Here is a 19,650-nt window from a genome sequence, read left to right as displayed (position 1 = left end):
GAGCGCCTGAAGTCCCCAAGCTCGCCGTCGGGCGACGTGCTCCCCGAAGCCGTCGCCCGCCGCGCGCTACCCGACGAAAGGGCTCCCCCCGCCATGAGAAGATCCCTGCGCGCCGGTCTGGCCACCCTCAGCGTGGCCCTGATCGCCGGTGCCGCCTCCCTCATCGGATCCACCCCGGCGTACGCCGCCACCGCCGCCTTCACCAAGGTGCAGGACTGGGGCACCGGCTACGAGGGCAAGTTCACCATCACGAACAACACCTCCAGCACCATCACCAGCTGGAACGTCCAGTTCGACCTGCCCTCCGGCGCCACCATGGGCACGGCCTGGGACGCGGTCGTCACCAAGTCCGGCCAGCACGTCACGGCCGTGAACGCGGGCTGGAACGGCACCGTCAACCCCGGTGGCACCGCCTCCTTCGGCTTCAACGTCAGCGGCTCGGGCAACCCGCTGAACTGCACCGTCAACGGCGCCTCCTGCGGCGGCGGCACCCCGCCGTCCTCGCCGCCCCCGGCTGGGGTCCCCGGCAAGCCGGGCAACCCGTCGGTCGGCACGGTCACCAACACCTCGATCGCGCTGAGCTGGGGCGCCTCCACCGGCACCGTCACCGGTTACCGCGTGTACGAGGGCAGCACCGTCCGCGCCACCGTCACCGGCACCTCGGCGACCATCTCCGGCCTGGGCACCTGCACGGCGCACACGTACACCGTGAAGGCGTACAACGGCAACGGCGAGTCCGCCGCCAGCAGCGCCGCCTCGGCCACCACCACCGGCTGCACCACCAGCGGCTTCAAGGGCGCCGCGCCGTACTACTACGTCGGCTGGGGCAACCCGCCCAGCGTCAGCACGGTCATGTCGGCCACCGGCATCAAGTGGTTCACCATGGCGTTCGTGCTGTCCGGCGGCGGCTGCACCCCGGCCTGGGACGGCAGCCGCCCGCTGACCGGCGGCGCCGACCAGAGCACCATCAACGCGATCAAGGCGGCGGGCGGCGACATCGTGCCCTCGTTCGGCGGCTGGAGCGGCAACAAGCTCGGCCCGAACTGCTCCACCGCGGCCGCGCTGGCCGGGGCGTACCAGCAGGTCATCAACGCGTACAACCTGAAGGCCATCGACATCGACATCGAGAACACCGACGAGTTCGAGAACGAGGTCGTGCAGGACCGCATCCTCAACGCGCTGAAGATCGTCAAGCAGAACAACCCCGGCATCAAGACGATCATCACGTTCGGCACCTCGACCACCGGTCCGTCCTGGTGGGGCACCCGCCTGATCAACCAGTCGGCGGCGCTGGGCACCAACATCGACATCTTCACGATCATGCCGTTCGACTTCGGCGGCGGGGCGAACATGTACGCCAACACCGTCAGCGCCGCCGAAGGGCTGAAGAACGCCCTGAAGACGGCGTACGGCTGGAGCGACGCCACCGCGTACGCCCACATCGGCCTCTCCGGCATGAACGGCCTGTCCGACCAGCAGGAGCTGACCAGCACCGCGACCTGGACCCAGATCCGCGACTGGGCCAACAGCAAGGCCATCGCGCGCCTGGCGTTCTGGTCGGTCAACCGCGACCGGGGCTGCGCCGGCGGCGGCGTGGTCGCCAACTGCAGCGGCATCGCCCAGTCCGACTGGGACTTCACCCGCATCACCGCCGGCTTCACCCGCTGACGGCCCCCTAGATCCACTAAGTTGCCGGGCAGTCGGGCGTATCTCGACCCTCGATACGCCCGACTGCCCGGCAACATGAACGATCAAGGCCGGGGCGGGCCGGTTCACGGGAGATCGCCCGCGCGGGGTAAAGCGGACAATTAGTGTGAACGCATGGACCGCAGTGGCGAGCTCAGCTCGGCGCGCCGCAACGCCGTCTTCGTCACGGTCGCGCTCGGCATGCTGCTGGCCGCCCTCGACCAGACCATCGTCGGCACCGCGCTGCCCACCATCGTCGGCGACCTCGGCGGGGCGTCCCACCTCTCCTGGGTCGTCACGGCGTACCTGCTGGCCGAGACCGTCGCCACCGCGCTGGCCGGCAAGCTCGGCGACCTGTTCGGGCGCAAGACGCTGTTCCAGGTCTGCATCGCGATCTTCCTGGTGGCGTCGTTCTTCTGCGGCTTCGCCCACAACATGGCCTGGCTGATCGCCTGGCGCGGCGTGCAGGGCGCGGGCGCCGGCGGCATCCTGGTCACCGCGATGGCGCTGATCGCCGACTACATCCCGCTGCGCGAGCGCGGCAAGTACCAGGGCGCCCTGGGCGCCGTCTTCGGCGTGGTCACCGTGCTCGGCCCGCTGCTGGGCGGCCTGTTCACCGACCACGCGTCCTGGCGCTGGGCCTTCTACGTCAACATCCCGGTCGGCGTCGTCGTGATGATCGTCTGCGCGGTGTCGATGCCGAAGCTGCCGACCGTGGCCCGGCCGGTCATCGACTACCTCGGCATCGGCATGATCGCCGTCGCGTCGAGCTGCCTCATCCTGATGACGAGCTGGGGCGGCACCGAGTACCCGTGGGGGTCGGCCACCATCATCGGCCTCGGCGTCGGCGGCCTGATCGCGCTGGCCCTGTTCGTCTGGATCGAGCTGCGGGCGCGCGAGCCGATGCTGCCGATGCGCCTGTTCGCAAACCCGGTCTTCACCGTCTGCGGCATCCTCAGCTTCATCGTCGGCTTCTCCATGTTCGGCGCGCTCACCTTCCTGCCCACCTTCATGCAGTACGTCCAGGGCGCCTCGGCCACTGCGTCCGGCCTGCGCATGCTGCCGATGGTGATCGGCCTGCTGATCACGTCCATCGCCAGCGGCACCATCGTCGGCCGGACCGGCCACTACAAGTGGTTCCCGGTGGTGGGCGGCCTGGTCACCGCGCTGGGCATGTACCTGCTGTCGCTGATGGACGCCGGCACCGGCCTGGTGGCCGAGTCGGCGTTCCTGTTCGTCCTGGGCCTCGGGCTCGGCATGAGCATGCAGGTGCTCACCATCGTCGTGCAGAACACCGTCAGCTACCACGACCTGGGCGTGTCCACCTCCGGCGTGACGTTCCTGCGTACGCTGGGCGCCTCGTTCGGGGTGGCGCTGTTCGGCACCGTGTACGCCCACGCGCTCAACCAGCAGATCGAGCGGGTCGGGCCGCTGCCCGCCGGGGTGGACCTGCGCGTGCTGGAGAGCCCCGCCGGGGTGCGCTCGCTGCCCGAGCCGCTGCGGGCACTGGTCGTCGACGGGTACGCCGAGGCGCTGCAGACGGTGTTCCGGGCCGCCGTACCCATCGGGCTGCTCGCCGCCGCGGTCGCGCTGCTGCTCAAGCAGGTGCCGCTGCGCGACACCGCCCGCGCCGCCGCCACCGACCTGGGCGAGGGCTTCGGCATGCCGGACGCCGGCGACCGCGAGGAGAACCTGGAAAGGGCCATCGCCACGGTATGGCGCCACCGCGGCCCCACCGCCGCCCCCGGCGTGCTGGCCTCGGCCGGGATCTCCGGCGGCATCGGCCTGGCCTGGTGCCTGTCGCGGATCGTGCTGTTCGCCGAGCACTACGGCCGGGCCCGGGTCGACCAGATCGCCCGCCACTACCAGCTGCCGCCCCAGGTGCTGTGGCCCGCCTACCAGCGCTGCGTCGACGACGGCTACGTCACCTCGGCGGGCGGCGACGTGGCCCTCACCCCGCGCGGCGTCGCCGAGTACGACCGCATCGCCGCCGCCTGGCGCCAGTGGCTGTCCGGCGAACTCGCCGACTGGGAGGACGCCTCCGACACCGACTTCGCCGACGCGGTCCGCTCGGCGGCGCGCCAGCTGGTGTTCGAGGACCACCCCGCCCCCGCCCTGGAGTCCACCGCCCCCCACCCCCTCCGGGGGTAAGGAAGGGTCCCTTCTTATCGCTTTCCGTAGGTGAAGGGCCCCTTCTTAACGCCCGCCCCTGGTGCGGGACGGTGTGGCAGCCGTGTGGCGGAGATGTGAACCACGTCCGAACCTCGGGACGGGGCTTCGAGCAGGGCCGGGGCGCGTGCCAGGCTGACGGGATGAACTGGACCGGAGCGGTGGTGGCGGCTGTGGCGCTGGTCGCCGCGACCGCGGCCGGGCTGGTCCACCGTCGGCGCGCGGGTACCGTACGTCAGGTGTCGAACGACGACGGCCACGCGGCACTGCTCCGCGACCTCGGCGTCCCCGCGGGGACCGTCACCCTGCTGCAGTTCTCCTCCGCGTTCTGCGCGCCCTGCCGGGCCACCCGGGTGATCTGCGCGCACGTGGCCGAGGCCGTGCCCGGCGTCGCCCACGTCGAGATCGACGCTGAGAGCCGCCTGGAAGCGGTGCGGGCGCTGGACATCTGGCGTACGCCCACCGTCCTGGTCATCGACGCCACCGGCCGGATCGCCGGACGCGCCCAGGGCACCCCCACCCGCGCGCAGGTCATGGCCGCCGTGGCCCCGCTCCTTTCCGCCGCCGACATCGAGAAGAGCTCCGCATGACCGACCCGCGCGGCCCCCGCTTCGCCGCCGTCCTCACCACGATCGTGCTGGTGGCCGTCCTGCTCACCGGATCCGGCTGGCTGGTACTGGCGCAGGCGGCGGTGTTCGCGGTGACCGCCGCCTGGCCGCGCCTCGGCCCGTACGGCCTGCTGTACCGCGCGCTGGTCGCCCCGCGCCTGGCCCCGCCCACCGAGCTCGAGCCGCTGGCCCCCGTACGGTTCGCGCAGTTCGTCGGCCTCGTGTTCGCCCTGGTATCGGCCGCCGGGTACCTGTCCGGCGCCACCCTCGTCGGGGCGATCGCCGCCGGGTTCGCCCTGATCGCCGCCTGCCTCAACGGCGCGTTCGGCCTCTGCCTCGGCTGCGAGCTCTTCCTCGCCTACCGCCGCCTCACCGGCCACCCCCTAACCCCCCGCACCCCCACCCCCCAACCCCACCCCCGCCCTGCCGCACCCCCATCGCCCCGTTGATCATGAACTTATGGACGTGTTCGACGGCGTGTCCCCACCCCGGCACCGTGATCAACTAGTGCTTGACGCGGCGAGCGTCGCAGGGGCGTCTGTCCGCAATCGGTGATCTCCCCTGCGATGATCGCCCTGCGCGGCCAAACCCTGCGGTCGTAGCGCGCGAAGTGACCGCAGGCGGCGATCGGGGGCGTTGTGCGTGGGCAACCCTGCGGTCGCTGCGCGCGAAGTGACCGCAGGCGGCGATCGTTGTGCGCGGGCGAACGGTGCGATCGCAGCTTGCGAGGTGACCGCAGGCGGAGATCGCTGTGTCTGGGCAAACCCTTAGGTCGCAGCTCGTGGAGTGACCGCAGGAGGCGATCGTCAACATCGGGCGTCGCTCGATCGCTGGCGATCGTGGGCGCTTGACCGCGCATGATCGCGCTCGTAGGGCAAGCCGTGCGGTTCTGGCCGACCGACTGACCACAGGCGGCGACCATCGACGGTCGCGATCTCTCGATCCCGCTCTGCGATGGAAATGCGAACCGGCAGCGGACGAATCGGGCGCTCTGACTCCGAACCGATGCCGAATCGTCGGCGGAGCCCGGCCCGCGAAACCGCGAGGAAGTCAGCTGGCCCGCCGCACTCCGACCGAACGGCATCGATCGCCCGGCGCGATCGGCCGGCAGCGGAGCGGGGTCGGGTCGACACAGGTCTCGTTGGTCGGCTTCTCTCGATGGTCGGCGTTTGGCGTCGGGCTGTCGCCTGATGCCGCATGTTTCGGCCGGTGAGTGTGATCGTGTGCGGGTAGGTGCTCGGGATCGTCGGCGATCGGGCTGGCGCGGTTCTCGATGGTCGGCGTTTGATGTCGGGCTGTCGCCTGATACCGCACGTTTCGACCGGAGAGCGTGATCGTGCGCGGGCAAGCGCTCGCGGTCGCCAGCGATCGAGCGCTGCACGATGTCGACGATCGCCGCCTGCGGTCACTTCACGTGCTACGACCGCAGGATCTGCCCGCGCATGGCGATCATCGCAGGGAAAATCGCCCATTGCGGACAGCCGCCTCGGCAAACACGCGCCGCCAAGCCCTTGTCGATCACGGCGCCAGGGTGAGGACACGCCGTCGAACACGTCCATATGTTCATGATCAACCGGAGGCGAAGGGGCGGCCCCGCAGGCCGGAGGGCCTGCGGGGCCGGGGGTGGGGGTTAGGAGCGGCCGGGTTCGAGGCGGCGCATGGCTAGGCGGGTGAGGAGGGTGAGGACCACCAGCTGCACGCCGATGAAGATCATCGCCCGCCACCAGGTCTCGGTGCTGTGGGTGAACAGCGGGTCCTGGAACAGCTTGGGCAGCATCTTGCCCACGTCGGTCGTGGCCGCCGCAGCGCTGAAGCCCCACCGGGTCGGGAACACCCAGGCGATGATCTCCATGACCGGGCTGCCCGCGAGCAGGAACAGGCCGCCGGAGAAGACCAACTGGGCCATGACCACCACGACCATGATCGGGGTGGTCTGCTCGCTGGTCCGCGCCAGGGCGCTGATCAGCAGGCCGAGGACCGTCGACACGAGCGCGACCGCCACCATCGCGACGATGATCTCGAGGGTCTGGCTCGGGATCACCAGGAACTCCGACGGCGTGCCCTTGAACAGCGCGAGGTAGACGAAGAGCGCCACCTGCGCGGTGTTGATCAGGAAGAAGATCGTCAGCTTCGAGCTCAGGTACGCCGCGGCCGACAGGCCGACCGCGCGTTCCCGGGCGTAGATCGGCGCCTCGTTGACGATCTCGCGCATCGAGGCGGCGGTGCCGATGAAGGCCGCGCCGGTGACCAGCACCACGAGCAGCTGCATCGCCTCCAGGCTGATGATCTTCTGCATGGCCAGGCCGTGCTCGCCGGGGACGGTGTACGACAGCCCGGCCAGGATCAGCGGCATCGCGAGCAGGAACATGCTGAACCCGCGATCGGAGAAGATCACGTTCAGCATGCGCAGGCACAGCGTGAAGTACTGCCGGATCGGCGCGCTGGGGTTGCGGGCGAACAGCCGGAACGTGCGTTTGTCCATGTTCACGGTGCCCGGCTTGGCCGCGGCGACGTTGGGCCGGATGCGTACGCCGTTGGCGTCGACGGCGGTGGTGGCCGGTTCGGCGTCGTCGGCCGGGTTCACCGGCGGCAGCTCGACCGCGCCGGTGTCGAGCAGGGTGGGCTCGTCGGTGCGCTGGGCGGGGATCGACGCGACCGGGTCGGCGGCGTCGACGGCCTCGGTCGCGGCCTCGGCCTGCGCCGGGGCGGCAGGGGCCGCCGGGGCGGCGTCGCGGGTGACCGGGGCGACGGCGCTGACATAGCGGGCGTACAGCGGGGAGTTGCGGAAGGCGCGGGTCCACCGCTCCGGCTCGTCGGTGATCTTCGTGAACACGTCGGCGTAGTCCTCGGCGCCGAAGAAGTCAAGCAGCTGGTCCGGCGGGCCGAAGTAGCCCATGGTGCCGCCCAGGCACATGACCAGCACCCGGTCGCACATGTCCAGATGCAGCACACTGTGGGTGACCACGACGACGGTCTTGCCCTTGTCGGCGAGCTCGCGCAGCTCGGTCATGACGCCCTTGTCCAGCGCCGGGTCCAGGCCCGAGGTGGGCTCGTCCAGGCACAGCAGCGACGGCTCGGTGAGCAGCTCCATCGCGACCGAGGCCCGCTTGCGCTGGCCGCCGGAGAGCACGTCGATGCGTGCCTTGGCCCGGTGGGTCAGGCGCATGGTCTCCATGACCTCGTTGACCTTGGCCCAGCGGACCTTGCGCGGCACGTCGTCGGCGAAGCGCAGCGCGGCGGCGTACCGCAGGGCGGTGCGGACCTTGAGCTGCTTGTGCAGCACGTCGTCCTGGGGCACCATGCCGATGCGGTAGCGCAGCTGGGCGTAGTCGGCGTAGAGGTCGTGGCCGCCGTACCAGAGCCGGCCCTGGGTGGCCGGGCGCAGCCCGGTGAGCGCCTTGAGCAGGGTGGACTTGCCGCAGCCGCTGGGGCCGATGAGGGCCAGCAGGCTGCCCTCGCGCAGCGAGAAGCTGACGTCGTCGATGAGCACCTTCTCGCCCATGCGCACGGTCAGGTCGTCGGCGACGATCGAGGCGGGGCCGGTGTCGACGTGCTCGTGCAGCCGTACGCCGTCGAAGAGCAGCTCGTGGCGGCCGATCGACACCAGGTCGCCGGAGTGCAGCGCGGTGGCCTTGAGCACCCGGCGTCCGTTGAGGAACGTGCCGTTGCGGCTGCCCAGGTCGACGATCTGGTACGAGTTGCCGACCCGCCGCAGCTCGGCGTGGCGGCGGGAGGCCTGCAGGTCGTCGATGACTATGTCGTTGTCGCTGTCGCGTCCCAGGCGGGTGCGGGCGGCGCCGTCGGCGGCCGCCGGTCCGGAGCCGGCCGGCGCCGTGGCAGGCTGGGCGGAGGTGGAGGGGTCGTTGGACACCCGGTCATCCTTGCGGCAAGGTCAGCGCGGGGCAAGCGTCGTACGGCCGGAATAGGCCGCCGTCAGGAGCACGACCGGGGATGATCCGCCCGGGTGATTCCCGTAAGTGATCACGGCCACGATGTTCGGCAACGGCGAAGATCGGCGCTAAGGTGGTCGAGGTCGGTGCGTGGACAGTGTCCCCGGGCCTCAAATACAAAGCCTTCACGGAATACCGTACGGCTGGAGCCGTGTCGCGCCACTCGCCGCGAGGCGACCGCACGCACCGACCTTTACCTCTTCGAGCCGCGCCCTGCCCAGTGGCGCGGCTCTTTTCTCGCCGACCGCCCGCCCCGGATCCCGATCAGCTCCGGGGCGGGCGGTCTTTTCGGCACCGCCAGGCGATACTTCGGCGAGAGTACCAACAAAATAGCCCTCCATCCATACCCTGCCGAGTCGATTCCGGGGTGCCCGCCGGGGCCCCACCCAAAGATCTTGTCGATTCGCGGAACCCAACGGCATGTCTGTCGCGTGTACGCATTGCGATGCATGAGTACCTTGCGTCGTGAGTGGACAGTCTGTTTCAGACGCCGAATGGGGGAGCGCGCATGCGATCTCGACGGATGCTGGCCGGCATACTTGCCGCCGCCGTCGTCACATCGTTACTGGCCGGGGAGCCGGGCATGGCAGGGCCGGAACCGGCCGCCATCGCCAAGGGATCCGGGCAGCAGCAGGCTCAGGCAGTCGGACGCACGGTCACCCTGGTGACCGGCGACCGGATCACCACACACGGAGACGAGAGGATCAGCATCACCCCGCGCCAGGGTGTGCAGTACCTGCGCTACACCCGTGCCGGGCACCGCTACGTCATCCCGGCCGACGCGCTGCCGCTGCTGCGCGCCGACCGGCTCGACCTGCGGTTGTTCGACATCACCGGGCTGCTGGCGGCCGGCTACGACCGCCGCGAGTCGCTGCCGCTGCTGGTCTCCGGGGTCGGCAGCACCGCCGCCGCGCCCGCCGGGCTGACCGTCACGCGCCGGCTGCCGGTCCTGCGCGGGTACGCGGCCAAGGCGCCGCACGCCAAGCTCGGGTCGTACTGGAAGAACCTGAAGTCGGCCGGTTCGAAGTCCCGGGTGGCCAACCCGGGCAAGGTCTGGCTGGACGGGGTGCGCAAGCCCAGCCTCGACGTGAGCGTGCCGCAGATCGGCGCGCCCGCGGCCTGGGCCGCGGGCTTCGACGGCACCGGCGTGAAGGTGGCGGTGCTCGACACCGGCATCGACGCCACCCACCCGGACCTGGCGGGCAAGGTCGCCGCCGAGCAGAACTTCGCCGGGGAGTACGAGGACGGCCTCGACCACGTCGGCCACGGCACCCACGTCGCCTCGACCATCGCCGGTTCCGGTGCCGCGTCGGGCGGCAAGTACAAGGGTGTGGCACCCGGGGCGACCCTGCTCGACGGCAAGGTCTGCTTCGAGGGCGGCTGCGCCGAGTCGTGGATCCTCGACGGCATGCAGTGGGCCGCCGCCAACGGCGCCGACGTGGTCAACATGAGCCTCGGCGGCACCGACGGACCCGAGATCGACCCGATCGAGCAGGCCGTCAACGACCTGACCGCGTCGTCGAACATCCTGTTCGTCATCGCCGCGGGCAACGCCGGCGGCGACGAGACGGTCGGCTCGCCGGCCAGCGCCGACGCGGCGCTCGCGGTCGGCGCGGTCTACAAGAACGAGGACCTGGCCGAGTTCTCCAGCCGGGGTCCGCGCGTCGGCGACGCCGCGCTCAAGCCGGAGATCACCGGGCCGGGCGTGGACATCGTGGCCGCCAACAGCAAGGACGGCTTCCTGGGCGAGCCCGGCCAGCCGTACACCACGCTGTCGGGCACCTCGATGGCCACCCCGCACGTGGCCGGTGCCGCCGCGATCCTCACCCAGGTGCACCCCGACTGGTCGGCGGCGCAGCGCAAGACCACGCTGATCGGATCGGCGGCGCCGAACCCGGCCATCGACGGCCCGTTCGCGCAGGGCGCGGGCCGGGTCGACGTGGCGCGCGCGATCAACCAGCCGGTCACGGCCGAACCCGCCGTGGTCAGCCTGGGCCGCCAGGAGTGGCCGCACGGCGACGACACCGTCGACGTGCGCACGGTCACCTACCGCAACAGCGGCGCGGCCGACGTCACGCTGGCGCTGGCGCTGGACACCGCGGCTCCGGCCGGGTACTTCTCGCTCAGCGCGGGCACGCTCACCGTCCCGGCGGGCGGCACCGCCTCGGTGCAGCTCACCTCGGATGTGCGCACGGGCGCCGCGACCGGCTACTTCGGCGGCCGGATCACGGCCACCGCAGGTGCGGTCAAGGTGACGACTCCGTTCGCGGTCGACCGCGAGGAGGAGAAGTTCACCCTCAGCCTGCCGCACCTGGACCTGGCGGGGCAGCCCGCCGCGGAGTACTTCACCGTCCTGTTCAACCAGGAGACGGGCAAGGAGGTGGTGCTGTACGGCGCGGACGCCCCGGACACCGACGTGCGCGTCGCGGCGGGCACGTACCTGCTGTTCAGCTGGCTGCCGACCGAGAACGGCGTGACCCAGCTGGTGTACCCGCGCGTGGTGGTCGCCGGCTCGCGCACCATCACCCTCGACGCGCGCAACTCCGGCAAGTTCGACGTCACGATGCCCGACCCGGCCGCGGTCTCCATGTCGGCCGACATCACCGTGGAGTTCCCGACCGTCGACGGCGGCACGGCCGGAGTCGGCGCCTCGGTGGCGGACTTCGCCGAGCTGCGGTCCGGGCCGCTGGACGGTGAGCCCCTGCCGGGCCTGCTGTCCTCGGTCAGCGCCACGTTCGGGCAGTTCGTCGGGTCCGGCGACGAGGTGCGCGTACCGGTGGTCTACAACGGCGCCTGGTGGCAGAACGACCGGATCACGACCGGACTCGTCAAGCATGTGGCCACCGGCGAGCTGGCCACCGTGCGATCCGAGCACTACCAGCACGTCCCGGGTGCCCTGGGGCTGAAGGGCGCCCTCGCCCGGTTCCCCGGCGCGCACAGCGGCTCGGCGCTGCTGGTCGAGAGCCCGCTGCCGTTCTCCCGTACCGAGTACTTCACGGGGGACGTCACGTGGGAGCCACTCTTCGACGAGTTGCTGGTCACGGACGAGTCCTACACGTTCGTCCAGTCGCTGTTCTCCGCCGAGCAGACCTACCAGGCCGGCCGCACCTACCGGGACCGCTTCAACCAGGCGGCGTTCGGGCCGGTGCTGTCGGCCGACGAGGACTACGCCGACGTCGCCCGCATGGGCGACCTGCTGGTGGTCGGGCAGGGCCCGTACGGCGACGCCGCGGGTCACCCGGGTGCCGGCGAGTACACCTCGGGCCGCGTCGCGGTGTACCGCGACGGTGTGCTCATCGGGGAGGCCGCCGATCCGTGGGCCTTCATCGAGAACGTGCCCGCCGCCCCGGGCCGGTTCCGGATCGAGTCGTCGATCGAGCGCGGCGCCCCCGCGGTGCTGTCGACGAAGGAGCGGACGGTCTGGACCTTCCGCTCGGGCGGCGGCGAGGACCTGCAGCGCCTGCCGGTCACCACGCTGGGTTTCGAGCCCGCGCTCAGCGACCGCAACACCGCGAAGGCGGGCAGCCTGGCCGTCATCCCGGTGAAGGCGTGGCAGCAGTTCCAGTCCGGTGCGGGCAGCCTGCGCAAGCTCAGCGTGCAGGTGTCGTTCGACGACGGGAAGCACTGGGTCAAGGCGCCGGTGCTGCACCTGGGTGGGAGCTGGCTGGTCACCCTGCTGCACCCGAACAAGGCGGGGTTCGTCTCCATCAAGGCCGCCGGTGAGGACAGCAAGGGCAACACCGTGGAGCAGACGATCATCCGGGCGTACCGGCTGGTCACGTAACCGTTGAAGACGGCGGCGGGGACGGCCTTCGGGCCGCCCCCGCCGCTGTTCCATGTGCTACGGGCTGGTGCAGGTCAGCGTCGGCGGGTTGTTCGTGCCGGTGTGGCTGGCCAGGAACCCGAACGCGGTGCTGCCCGCGGCCGGGATGGCGGCGTTCCAGCTCACGTTCTTGAACGTGGCCACCGCCCCGGACTGGGTGTACGTGCTGCTCCAGCTCTGCGACACCACCTGCCCGTTGGCGAACGTCGCCTTGACGGTCCAGCCGTTGAGCTGGGCGGTGCCCGGGTTGCGCACCGTCACCTCACCCTGGAACCCGTTGCCCCAGCTGTTGGTGACCGCGAGCGTCGCGGTGCACGCCCCGGTCGGGGCGGGCGAACTCGGGGCCGGCGAGGCGGACCGCGACGGCGACGCCGAGGGCGAAGCCGACCGCGACGGGGATGCCGACGGCGAGGGGGAGCCCGCCGACGGCGACGCCGACGGGCCGGGGGACTGGCTCGGCAGCGGGTTGTTGATACCCGTCACCTGGCCGTTGCCGCCGTCGAAGACCACGTCGGAGCAGCCGTAGAAGGTCTCGGTGCTGTCCGAGCGCTTCCACACCGAGTAGATGACGTGGCGGCCGGTCTTCACGGGCAGGTTGCCCGACCAGTAGTAGTAGCCGTCCGGCGCCGGGCCGGACATCGGCGGGTGGTCCACGCTCAGGAACGGCTGCTCTTCCATGTCCGCCCAGGTCAGCGCCTGGTTGGGGTTGTAGCCGTCCTTGGTGATGTACAGGTAGAACCAGCCCGGGTGGGCGGCCCAGTTGCTGTAGCGCCAGTTGTGGTTGGCACCCGAGGTGAGGTGGGTCAGCGGCCAGTCGCTGCGCGGGGCGTCGAACCCGGCGTACTTGGTGAAGCCGCCGCTGCACAGCGCGCCGTCGGGGATGAAGCCGCGGGTGCGGCCCGCCCCGTCGGAGCGCAGCACGCCGAACCAGTCGTAGAACGGCTGGGTGCCGCCCACGGTCGCGGCGTTCTGGCAGGCCGGGTTGGTCGGCTTGATCTCGCCCGTGCTGCTCTTGCCGTCCACATAGCACAGGTAGGTGCGGCTGCCCGGGGTGAGCAGCGCTCCGTGCGCCGCCGCCGGACCAGGATTGATCAACATGGTCGCCACTCCGGCGGCCAGGGCTGCGGTCGCCGCGATCGCGGCCACCTTGAGTCTGTTCACGTGCTGTCCTTTCCAGCACGGATGCGCACCGCACGTCGGCGGGACGGGCCGTGCTGCGACTGCGGAGTCAAACCCTGCCCGGCACCGGACACGGTGCGGGCAGAGCGGGGACGGTCCGTCGCGTCGAACACGGCTCACGCGCGTGCCGCGGCGCGCCCACGGATGCCCTCGCGGCGCCACGGCATCGACATTGCACCATGTATGAACCGGTCAAGCAATGGTTGCGCAGTGCCATCACCTTTGCGACCATGTGCCGGTGTCGATGACCGCACTGCGCCGCAACACGTGGTGGGTGCTGCCAGAGCTGCTGGCGCTCGCCGTGGTCGCGGCCCTCTCCCCGCTGCTGCGCCCGGTCGACCTGGACGCCGCGCTGGCCGCGCGCGTGACCCAGGTGCTGGAACTTTCCACCCCGGCCGAGCACCACGACCACGGCCACGAGGTCAAGGCCGACGACCGCGTCATCTGTACCGCCGAGACGATGGGCTACGAGCCCGTCGACGCCCGCACCGTCGCCGAGGTGCGCCGCGTCTACGCGTACTACCTCTGCGCCGCCGGGTCGCCGGGGCAGCCCTGGGACTTCGCCTCGCGCATCTCCGGCCCGGTGGCCGTGGACCTGACCGAGCCGCCCGTGGTGCGCATCGCCCAGGCCGGGCAGGGCTACCCCGACCGGGTCCGCGCCCTGCTGCCCGACCGGTACGAAGCCCGCGCCTTCAACGGCTTCGTGAACCACGACCTGCCCAAGCGGGTCCTCGAACGCTACGAGGACGAGGTCGCCGACGCCTGACCGGCGCGCACTAGTGTGATCACCATGCGATTCGGGTTGTTCGGAACGGGCCACTGGGCCCAGGTGACGCAGGGTGCGGCGCTGGTCGCCCACCCGGAGGCCGAGCTGGTCGGCGTGTGGGGCCGGGACCCGGCCAGGACCGCCGCGCTGGCCGGGCGGCTGGGCGTGGCGCCGTACGCCGACGCCGACGCGCTCATCGCCGACTGCGAGGCCGTCGCCGTGGCGCTGCCGCCGGACGTGCAGGCGCCGCTGGCCGTGCGCGCCGCCCGCGCCGGGCGCCACCTGCTGCTGGACAAGCCGGTGTCGCTGACGGTCGCCGACGCCGACGAGGTGGTCGAGGCCGTCGCCGGCAGCGGCGTGGCCAGCGTCGTCTTCTTCACCGCCCGGTTCGACCCGGAGGTCGGCGCCGCCCTGGAGACCGCCGCGGCGGCCGGTGGCTGGAGTTCGGCCCGCGTCGTCATGTACGGCTCGATCTTCGCCCAGGGCGGCCCGTACGCGGGGTCGCAGTGGCGCCGCGAGCACGGCGGCCTGTGGGACCTCGGCCCGCACGCGCTGTCGCGGCTGCTGCCGGTGCTCGGGCCGGTGGCCGAGGTGTCGGCGCTGCGCGGCGCGCACGCGACCAGCCACGTGCTGCTCCGCCACGACAGCGGCGCGGTCAGCGTCATGCAGCTGACCCTGGACGCGCCCCCCGCCGCCCAGCCGTTCGGCTACCAGTTGTTCGGCGACGCGGGCGTGGTGGATCTGCCCGGCGGCTCCGGCGATCCCGTGGTCAACTTCGGCCGGGCGATAAACGAACTACTGGCCCAGGTGCGCGCCGGCCGACCGGGTCACCCGTGCGACGTGCGCTTCGCGCGCGAGGTCGTGGCCGTGCTGGATGCGGCGCAGCGCTCCGAAGAGGACGGTCGCACGGTCGCCGTACGGTGACCCGGGTGTGCGCAACGATCATGCAACTGTGTCTGCGGGGCCGTTGACACCGGTGCCGATCATGCCGGAACGTGCGGTGCGTGACCGAACACGATTTCCTCATGCGCGCCGGGGATCTGCTGGCCGGCCGCTACCGCCTGATCGATCGGATCGGCGCCGGTGGAATGTCGGTCATCTGGCGGGCCAAGGACGAGACGCTCGACCGGCTGGTGGCGCTGAAGGTGCTGGACCCGGTGCTGGCCGGCGACGAGCGGCTGCGGGAACTGGCCCGCCGCGAGGCGTGGGCGGTGGCGCGGCTGAACCACCCCGACGTCGCGGGCGTGCACGACTTCGTCCGCGACGCCACCGCGCACGGCGAGGAGATCGCCGTCATCGTGCTGCAGCTGGTCGCCGGTGAGCCGCTGGCCGACCGGATCGCGCTGGGGCCGCTGCCGTGGCGCGAGGCGGTGCGCATCGCCGGGCGCGTCGCCACGGTGCTGGAGGTGGCGCACCGCCGGGGCGTGGTGCACCGCGACATCACCCCGGACAACATCATGCTGCACGGCGAGCAGGTCACGGTGCTGGACTTCGGCATCGCGGCCCGGGTCGGCGAGCCCGACGACGACAGCACCGGCGCCAGCTTCGGCACCCCGGCGTACGTCGCCCCCGAGCGGCTCGACGGCACCCCCGCCCAGCCCGCCACCGACGTGTACGCCCTCGGGGTGGTGCTGTTCGAGATGCTCACCGGCCACCCGCCGTTCCGCGTCGCGGGCTGGGACGACGTCGCCGCCGACCACGGCCCGGTAACCGTGCCGCAGGTCCCGGGGCTGCCCCGCACGGTGGGGCGCCTGGTCGCGGAGTGCCTGGAGCGCGACGTCGCCCGGCGGCCCTCGGCCGCCGAGGCCGCGCGGGTGCTGCGCTCGGCGCTGCTCGGCAGCGGCCGCAAGCGACTCGTGCCGCTCGGGCTGACCGTCGCCGCGCTGGCCGCGCTGGGGCTGGCGGTATGGCTGCTGCCGCTGGACGACACCGACCGGCCCGGCGCCGTCACCGCCTCCCCGACGGTCTCGCCCAGCGCGGCGGTGGTGGTATCGCCGACCGCCGCCCCGTCGGCCTCGCCCAGCGTCGCGGCGTCGCCGTCGGTGCCGGCGAACTGGCCCACCGGCTACCCCACCAAGTCCCCGCCGCCGCCCCCGTCCCCGCTGCCCTCGGCGGCGGTGCTGACGGTGGCGCAGGCGCGCGACGCGGCGCTGTACACCCTGGAGCTGGCGCAGTCGCAGACGCAGGTGCGCTCGGACGTGGCGACCGACATCGCCAACGTGATCCGCAACCTCGCCCAGAACAAGCCCACCGGCGAGCTGCTGAGCCAGCAGCTGGCGAGCCTCTACTACAAGCTCGACCAGCGGGAGGACGAGGGCACCCTCGCGGCGGCGGCGGCGCAGCGGCTGCGTGGCGACGTGGCCGCGCTCGGCCGGGCGCTGGGCGCCTGACGGGCCGGACGGTCCTCACGGAGAGTAAGCATTGGGGGCCGGGCGACCACTGGTCGCCCGGCCCCGTCACCCGCCGGCGTGGACTCGGTGGTCGCCCACCGGCGGGGAAACTTTCACAGGCCGTTGGCCCGGATGACGCCGCTGTACCAGTCGGCGCTGTCCTTGCGGACCCGCTGCTGCGTGGCGTAGTCGACGTAGACCAGGCCCCACCGCTGGTCGTAGCCTTCCGCCCACTCGAAGTTGTCCATCAGCGACCAGACGTGGTAGCTCTCCAGGTTGACCCCGTCGGTGATGGCGCGGTGCGCCTCGGTGAAGTGGTCGCGCAGGAAGGCGATCCGGCCGTTGTCGCGGACCCGGCCGTCGCGGCCCAGGGTGTCCGGCGTGGGCAGCCCGTTCTCGGTGATGGTCAGGGCGATGTCGCCGTAGTCCTTCTTGATGCGCGTCAGGATGTCGTACATGCCCTCGGGGTAGATCTGCTGCCAGAACGCCTCGGTCGTCGGGTACCGGGTGACGGTGTCGCCCTCCGCGGTGACGTACAGCGGGGTGTAGTACTGGACCGCGAGCAGCTCCGTCGGCGAGTTGATGACCTGCAGGTCGCCGTCGAGGATGTACTTCTGCATCGGCGAGTACGAGGCGAGGTCGTCCAGGACGTCCTGCGGGTAGCTGCCCTTGAGGATCGGGTCGAGGTAGAGGCGGTTCTCGTACCCGTCGTGCAGCACCGTGCGGGCCTGGGCCTGCGGGCTGTCGTCGGCCGGGTAGCAGGGGTGCAGGTTGAGCGCGGGTCCGATCCGGCCGGTGGCGCCCAGGTGCGGGCGCATCGCCTGCACGGCCAGGCCGTGGGCGAGCAGCTGGTGGTGGGCCACCACGTACGCCGCGCCGGGGTCCTGCTTGCCGGGGGCGTGGGTGCCGGACAGGTAGCCGTTCTGCACGATCGTCTTGGGCTCGTTCAGGGTGAGCCAGTTGGGCACGACATCGCCGAGCGCCTGCGCGACCGTGGCGGCGTACTCGGCGAAGCGGTAGGCGGTGTCGCGGTTCTCCCAGCCTCCGAGGTCCTGCAGCTCCTGCGGGGTGTCCCAGTGGTAGAGGGTCACCATCGGCGTGACGCCGCGGTTGCGCAGGCCTTCGGCCAGGCGCTTGTAGAAGTCGAGGCCCTTGCGGTTCACCGGTCCGGCGCCGGTCGGGATGACCCGCGGCCACGACACGGAGAAGCGGTACGACTTCAGGCCCAGTTCCCGGATCAGGTCCAGGTCGTCGGCCCAGCGGTGGTAGTGGTCGGCGGCGACGTCTCCGGTCTCGCCGTTGCGCACCCTGCCGGGGATCCTGCAGAAGGTGTCCCACACGGACTGCCCGCGTCCGTCGACGTGTGCCGCGCCTTCGATCTGGTAGGCCGAGGTCGCGGCGCCCCAGATGAAGCCGTCGGGAAACCGCAGGGCCGGCGCCGCGGCGGGGGAGGGCTCGGTGGTCCCGTCCTCGCCGGCGTTCGGGGCGCCGGTGGCGACCGATGTGGAGGTCGCGGCGCCGCCTGGGGCGGCGCTTGGGGTGCCTGGCATGTGGTGCTCCTCAAATACTGGGAAAGGGCTGATCATGAGTGGGAACGCTCCCATGATCGGGTACAGTTGTCCCTATCCCGGTGACGGGTGGAGATGTGGTGTTCGGACTTTCGCAAAGGTGGCGCAAGTCTGGTGCTGATGGGCGTCAAGGCGGACAATGCATCCCGATGGTATGGGAGCGGGGAAGGGCAGTCCCCGCCCCCATCGGGTGCTCACGCCCTGTGCCTGCCGGGCGGCAGGGTCACGAGGCAGCGTGACGCGCGGGAGCCGTTGGCACGCGACGTAGTCGCGAGCTTCACCTCCTCTCCGGCACCCGGAGGGAGGTCGGTCGCCGGTCGTAGGGAGATCGGCGACCGACCGCCTCGGGGAGCGGCCGGCGATGGCGTCCGGGCGGGCCATCGACGGAACCAATTCTTACATTGATGAACATCCGTGGAAGCGTTCCCATGGACGTTTGTTGAGACGATAGCGACTCCTGGGCCGGAGGGGAAGACCCTTCATCGCTCCAGAATCTGTAGGCAACCACCTGGAAATCCTTTGCTGGTAACCGATGTGGCCGCTACCTGCGGAAGCGCTCCCACGGCTGAAGATCAATGTGTCGGGCGTGTTTCTACATTGACACGATGTCGGGCTTGCCCTGTTCCCGAGCCCTCCCTGACTGCCCGTTCCGTCCGGTATGGCGCGACCCGCGATCCTGGCGCCCGGTCGACTGACGACAGGCGGCCGATCCGGGCGGTGACCACGGTCGACTCCGTTCCTGGTCCTGCCGGTCGCCGTAGGGGCTGTAGGCGGTCGAAAGCTCGGATCCGGCCGAAGTGATCGTTACGAGCGGTCATAACCTCCGCTGTGGGCTCGGGTTCTGACCGTCGGCGGCGATCAACGCCCGGAACAGACCCGAAGATCGCCGCCCCCGGTCACAACACTGCACGGCTCATCGTCTGAAACCGACCTTCTGCCCGCAGAATCTGATCATCAGTGCCATCAGACGCCAGAGCTCACCAACGCTGGTCGGATCTCGGCGCCGGGTCGTAGACCGGGCGACCGCTCCGCCCGGTAACGGACCGCAGGAAGCGATCTTCAGGGACGGCGAGCCGGCGACACCTCGCTGGCGGTCGGGTGCGGCGTTCCGGATCCGGGTGAGCAGAGATCACCTCCGGCCCGATCCCGGTGCGAGCGCTGCCGCTGTGGTGGGCTTGGGTGGGCGTCTCGGCGACCGGTCCGATTCCGATGGAGCGCTGCCGCTGTGGTGGGCTTGGGTGGGCGTCTCGGCGACCGGTCCGATTCCGATGGAGCGCTGCCGCTGTGGTGGGCTTGGGTGGGCGTCTCGGCGACCGGTCCGATTCCGATGGAGCGCTGCCGCTGTGGTGGGCTTGGGTGGGCGTCTCGGCGACCGGTCCGATCCCGATGGAGCGCTGCCGCCGCAGCGGGTTTGGCGGGCCGCCTCGGCGGCCTGCTGCTGGGCGATGCGGGCGGGTTCATGCCCCGCGCACAGCCCAGGCCCGGCTGCCTCCGTCCGCCAGCGGCCTGCC

Annotated in this window: 11 protein-coding genes; 8 read left to right on the top strand and 3 right to left on the bottom strand. The window is 71.3% G+C overall.

All coding sequences use genetic code 11. The features are described 5' to 3' along the window. Window positions 1-93: 93 nt before the first annotated feature. From QEZ54_RS15515 to QEZ54_RS15500, 4 genes are all read left to right on the top strand, one after another. Window positions 94-1,668 carry a cellulose binding domain-containing protein gene (locus QEZ54_RS15515; RefSeq protein WP_281305293.1) on the top strand — a complete coding sequence of 525 codons (1,575 nt, stop codon included), beginning with the start codon at window positions 94-96 and terminating at the stop codon, window positions 1,666-1,668. Window positions 1,669-1,821: 153 nt separating this feature from the next. Beyond that, entirely contained in the window at window positions 1,822-3,837 is a 2,016-nt protein-coding gene (locus QEZ54_RS15510) for an MDR family MFS transporter (RefSeq protein WP_281305292.1), read from the top strand. A 161-nt stretch (window positions 3,838-3,998) separates the two neighbouring features. Continuing rightward, complete coding sequence (locus QEZ54_RS15505) at window positions 3,999-4,445, top strand: thioredoxin family protein (RefSeq protein ID WP_281305291.1); 447 nt, start codon at window positions 3,999-4,001, stop codon at window positions 4,443-4,445. Continuing rightward, window positions 4,442-4,912 (top strand): DUF4395 domain-containing protein, encoded by a 471-nt coding sequence (locus QEZ54_RS15500; RefSeq protein WP_281305290.1) that lies wholly within the window; start codon window positions 4,442-4,444, stop codon window positions 4,910-4,912. Before QEZ54_RS15505 ends, QEZ54_RS15500 begins: the two co-directional genes overlap by 4 nt. 1,181 nt (window positions 4,913-6,093) lie before the next feature. On the opposite strand, the gene QEZ54_RS15495 is transcribed toward QEZ54_RS15500, so the two are convergent. Beyond that, entirely contained in the window at window positions 6,094-8,334 is a 2,241-nt protein-coding gene (locus QEZ54_RS15495) for an ATP-binding cassette domain-containing protein (RefSeq protein WP_281305289.1), read from the bottom strand. 662 nt (window positions 8,335-8,996) lie between these two features. On the opposite strand from QEZ54_RS15495, the gene QEZ54_RS15490 reads away from it, so the two are divergent. Continuing rightward, a complete protein-coding gene (locus tag QEZ54_RS15490) occupies window positions 8,997-12,197 on the top strand; it encodes a S8 family serine peptidase (RefSeq protein ID WP_281305288.1) in 3,201 nt (1,066 codons plus the stop codon). Window positions 12,198-12,254: 57 nt separating this feature from the next. On the opposite strand, the gene QEZ54_RS15485 is transcribed toward QEZ54_RS15490, so the two are convergent. Further along, window positions 12,255-13,397, bottom strand: coding sequence for a lytic polysaccharide monooxygenase (locus QEZ54_RS15485; RefSeq protein WP_281305287.1), 1,143 nt, complete (start codon window positions 13,395-13,397; stop codon window positions 12,255-12,257). Window positions 13,398-13,653: 256 nt separating this feature from the next. Here QEZ54_RS15485 and QEZ54_RS15480 point away from each other — a divergent pair, with 256 nt between their 5' ends. The 3 genes from QEZ54_RS15480 to QEZ54_RS15470 all read left to right on the top strand — a co-directional run bounded on the left by QEZ54_RS15480 (window position 13,654) and on the right by QEZ54_RS15470 (window position 16,571). Beyond that, window positions 13,654-14,181: a hypothetical protein gene (locus QEZ54_RS15480; protein ID WP_281305286.1), complete on the top strand. Its 528-nt coding sequence runs from the start codon at window positions 13,654-13,656 to the stop codon at window positions 14,179-14,181. A 24-nt stretch (window positions 14,182-14,205) separates the two neighbouring features. Continuing rightward, on the top strand, window positions 14,206-15,105 hold the full coding sequence (locus QEZ54_RS15475; protein WP_281305285.1) for a Gfo/Idh/MocA family oxidoreductase: 900 nt from the start codon (window positions 14,206-14,208) through the stop codon (window positions 15,103-15,105). A gap of 80 nt (window positions 15,106-15,185) precedes the next feature. Beyond that, window positions 15,186-16,571 carry a serine/threonine-protein kinase gene (locus QEZ54_RS15470; protein WP_281305284.1) on the top strand — a complete coding sequence of 462 codons (1,386 nt, stop codon included), beginning with the start codon at window positions 15,186-15,188 and terminating at the stop codon, window positions 16,569-16,571. Window positions 16,572-16,684: 113 nt separating this feature from the next. Here the strand turns inward: QEZ54_RS15470 and QEZ54_RS15465 are convergent, their stop codons facing one another. Beyond that, the gene (locus tag QEZ54_RS15465) at window positions 16,685-18,121 is read right to left on the bottom strand and encodes a GH1 family beta-glucosidase (protein WP_281305283.1); all 1,437 of its coding nucleotides are present in this window, start codon (window positions 18,119-18,121) and stop codon (window positions 16,685-16,687) included. Between the last annotated feature and the right edge of the window lie 1,529 nt (window positions 18,122-19,650).

This window comes from Catellatospora sp. KI3, from assembly GCF_029948125.1.
Classification (GTDB): domain Bacteria; phylum Actinomycetota; class Actinomycetes; order Mycobacteriales; family Micromonosporaceae; genus Catellatospora.
This window is presented reverse-complemented; position numbering and strand designations above follow the sequence as displayed.

Bases quoted from the DNA above. Each gene is read 5' to 3' on its own strand.
- QEZ54_RS15515 (WP_281305293.1), top strand. From the start codon at position 94: ATGAGAAGATCCCTGCGCGCCGGTCTGGCCACCCTCAGCGTGGCCCTG.
- QEZ54_RS15510 (WP_281305292.1), top strand. From the start codon at position 1,822: ATGGACCGCAGTGGCGAGCTCAGCTCGGCGCGCCGCAACGCCGTCTTC.
- QEZ54_RS15505 (WP_281305291.1), top strand. From the start codon at position 3,999: ATGAACTGGACCGGAGCGGTGGTGGCGGCTGTGGCGCTGGTCGCCGCG.
- QEZ54_RS15500 (WP_281305290.1), top strand. From the start codon at position 4,442: ATGACCGACCCGCGCGGCCCCCGCTTCGCCGCCGTCCTCACCACGATC.
- QEZ54_RS15490 (WP_281305288.1), top strand. From the start codon at position 8,997: ATGGCAGGGCCGGAACCGGCCGCCATCGCCAAGGGATCCGGGCAGCAG.
- QEZ54_RS15475 (WP_281305285.1), top strand. From the start codon at position 14,206: ATGCGATTCGGGTTGTTCGGAACGGGCCACTGGGCCCAGGTGACGCAG.
- QEZ54_RS15465 (WP_281305283.1), bottom strand. From the start codon at position 18,121: ATGCCAGGCACCCCAAGCGCCGCCCCAGGCGGCGCCGCGACCTCCACA.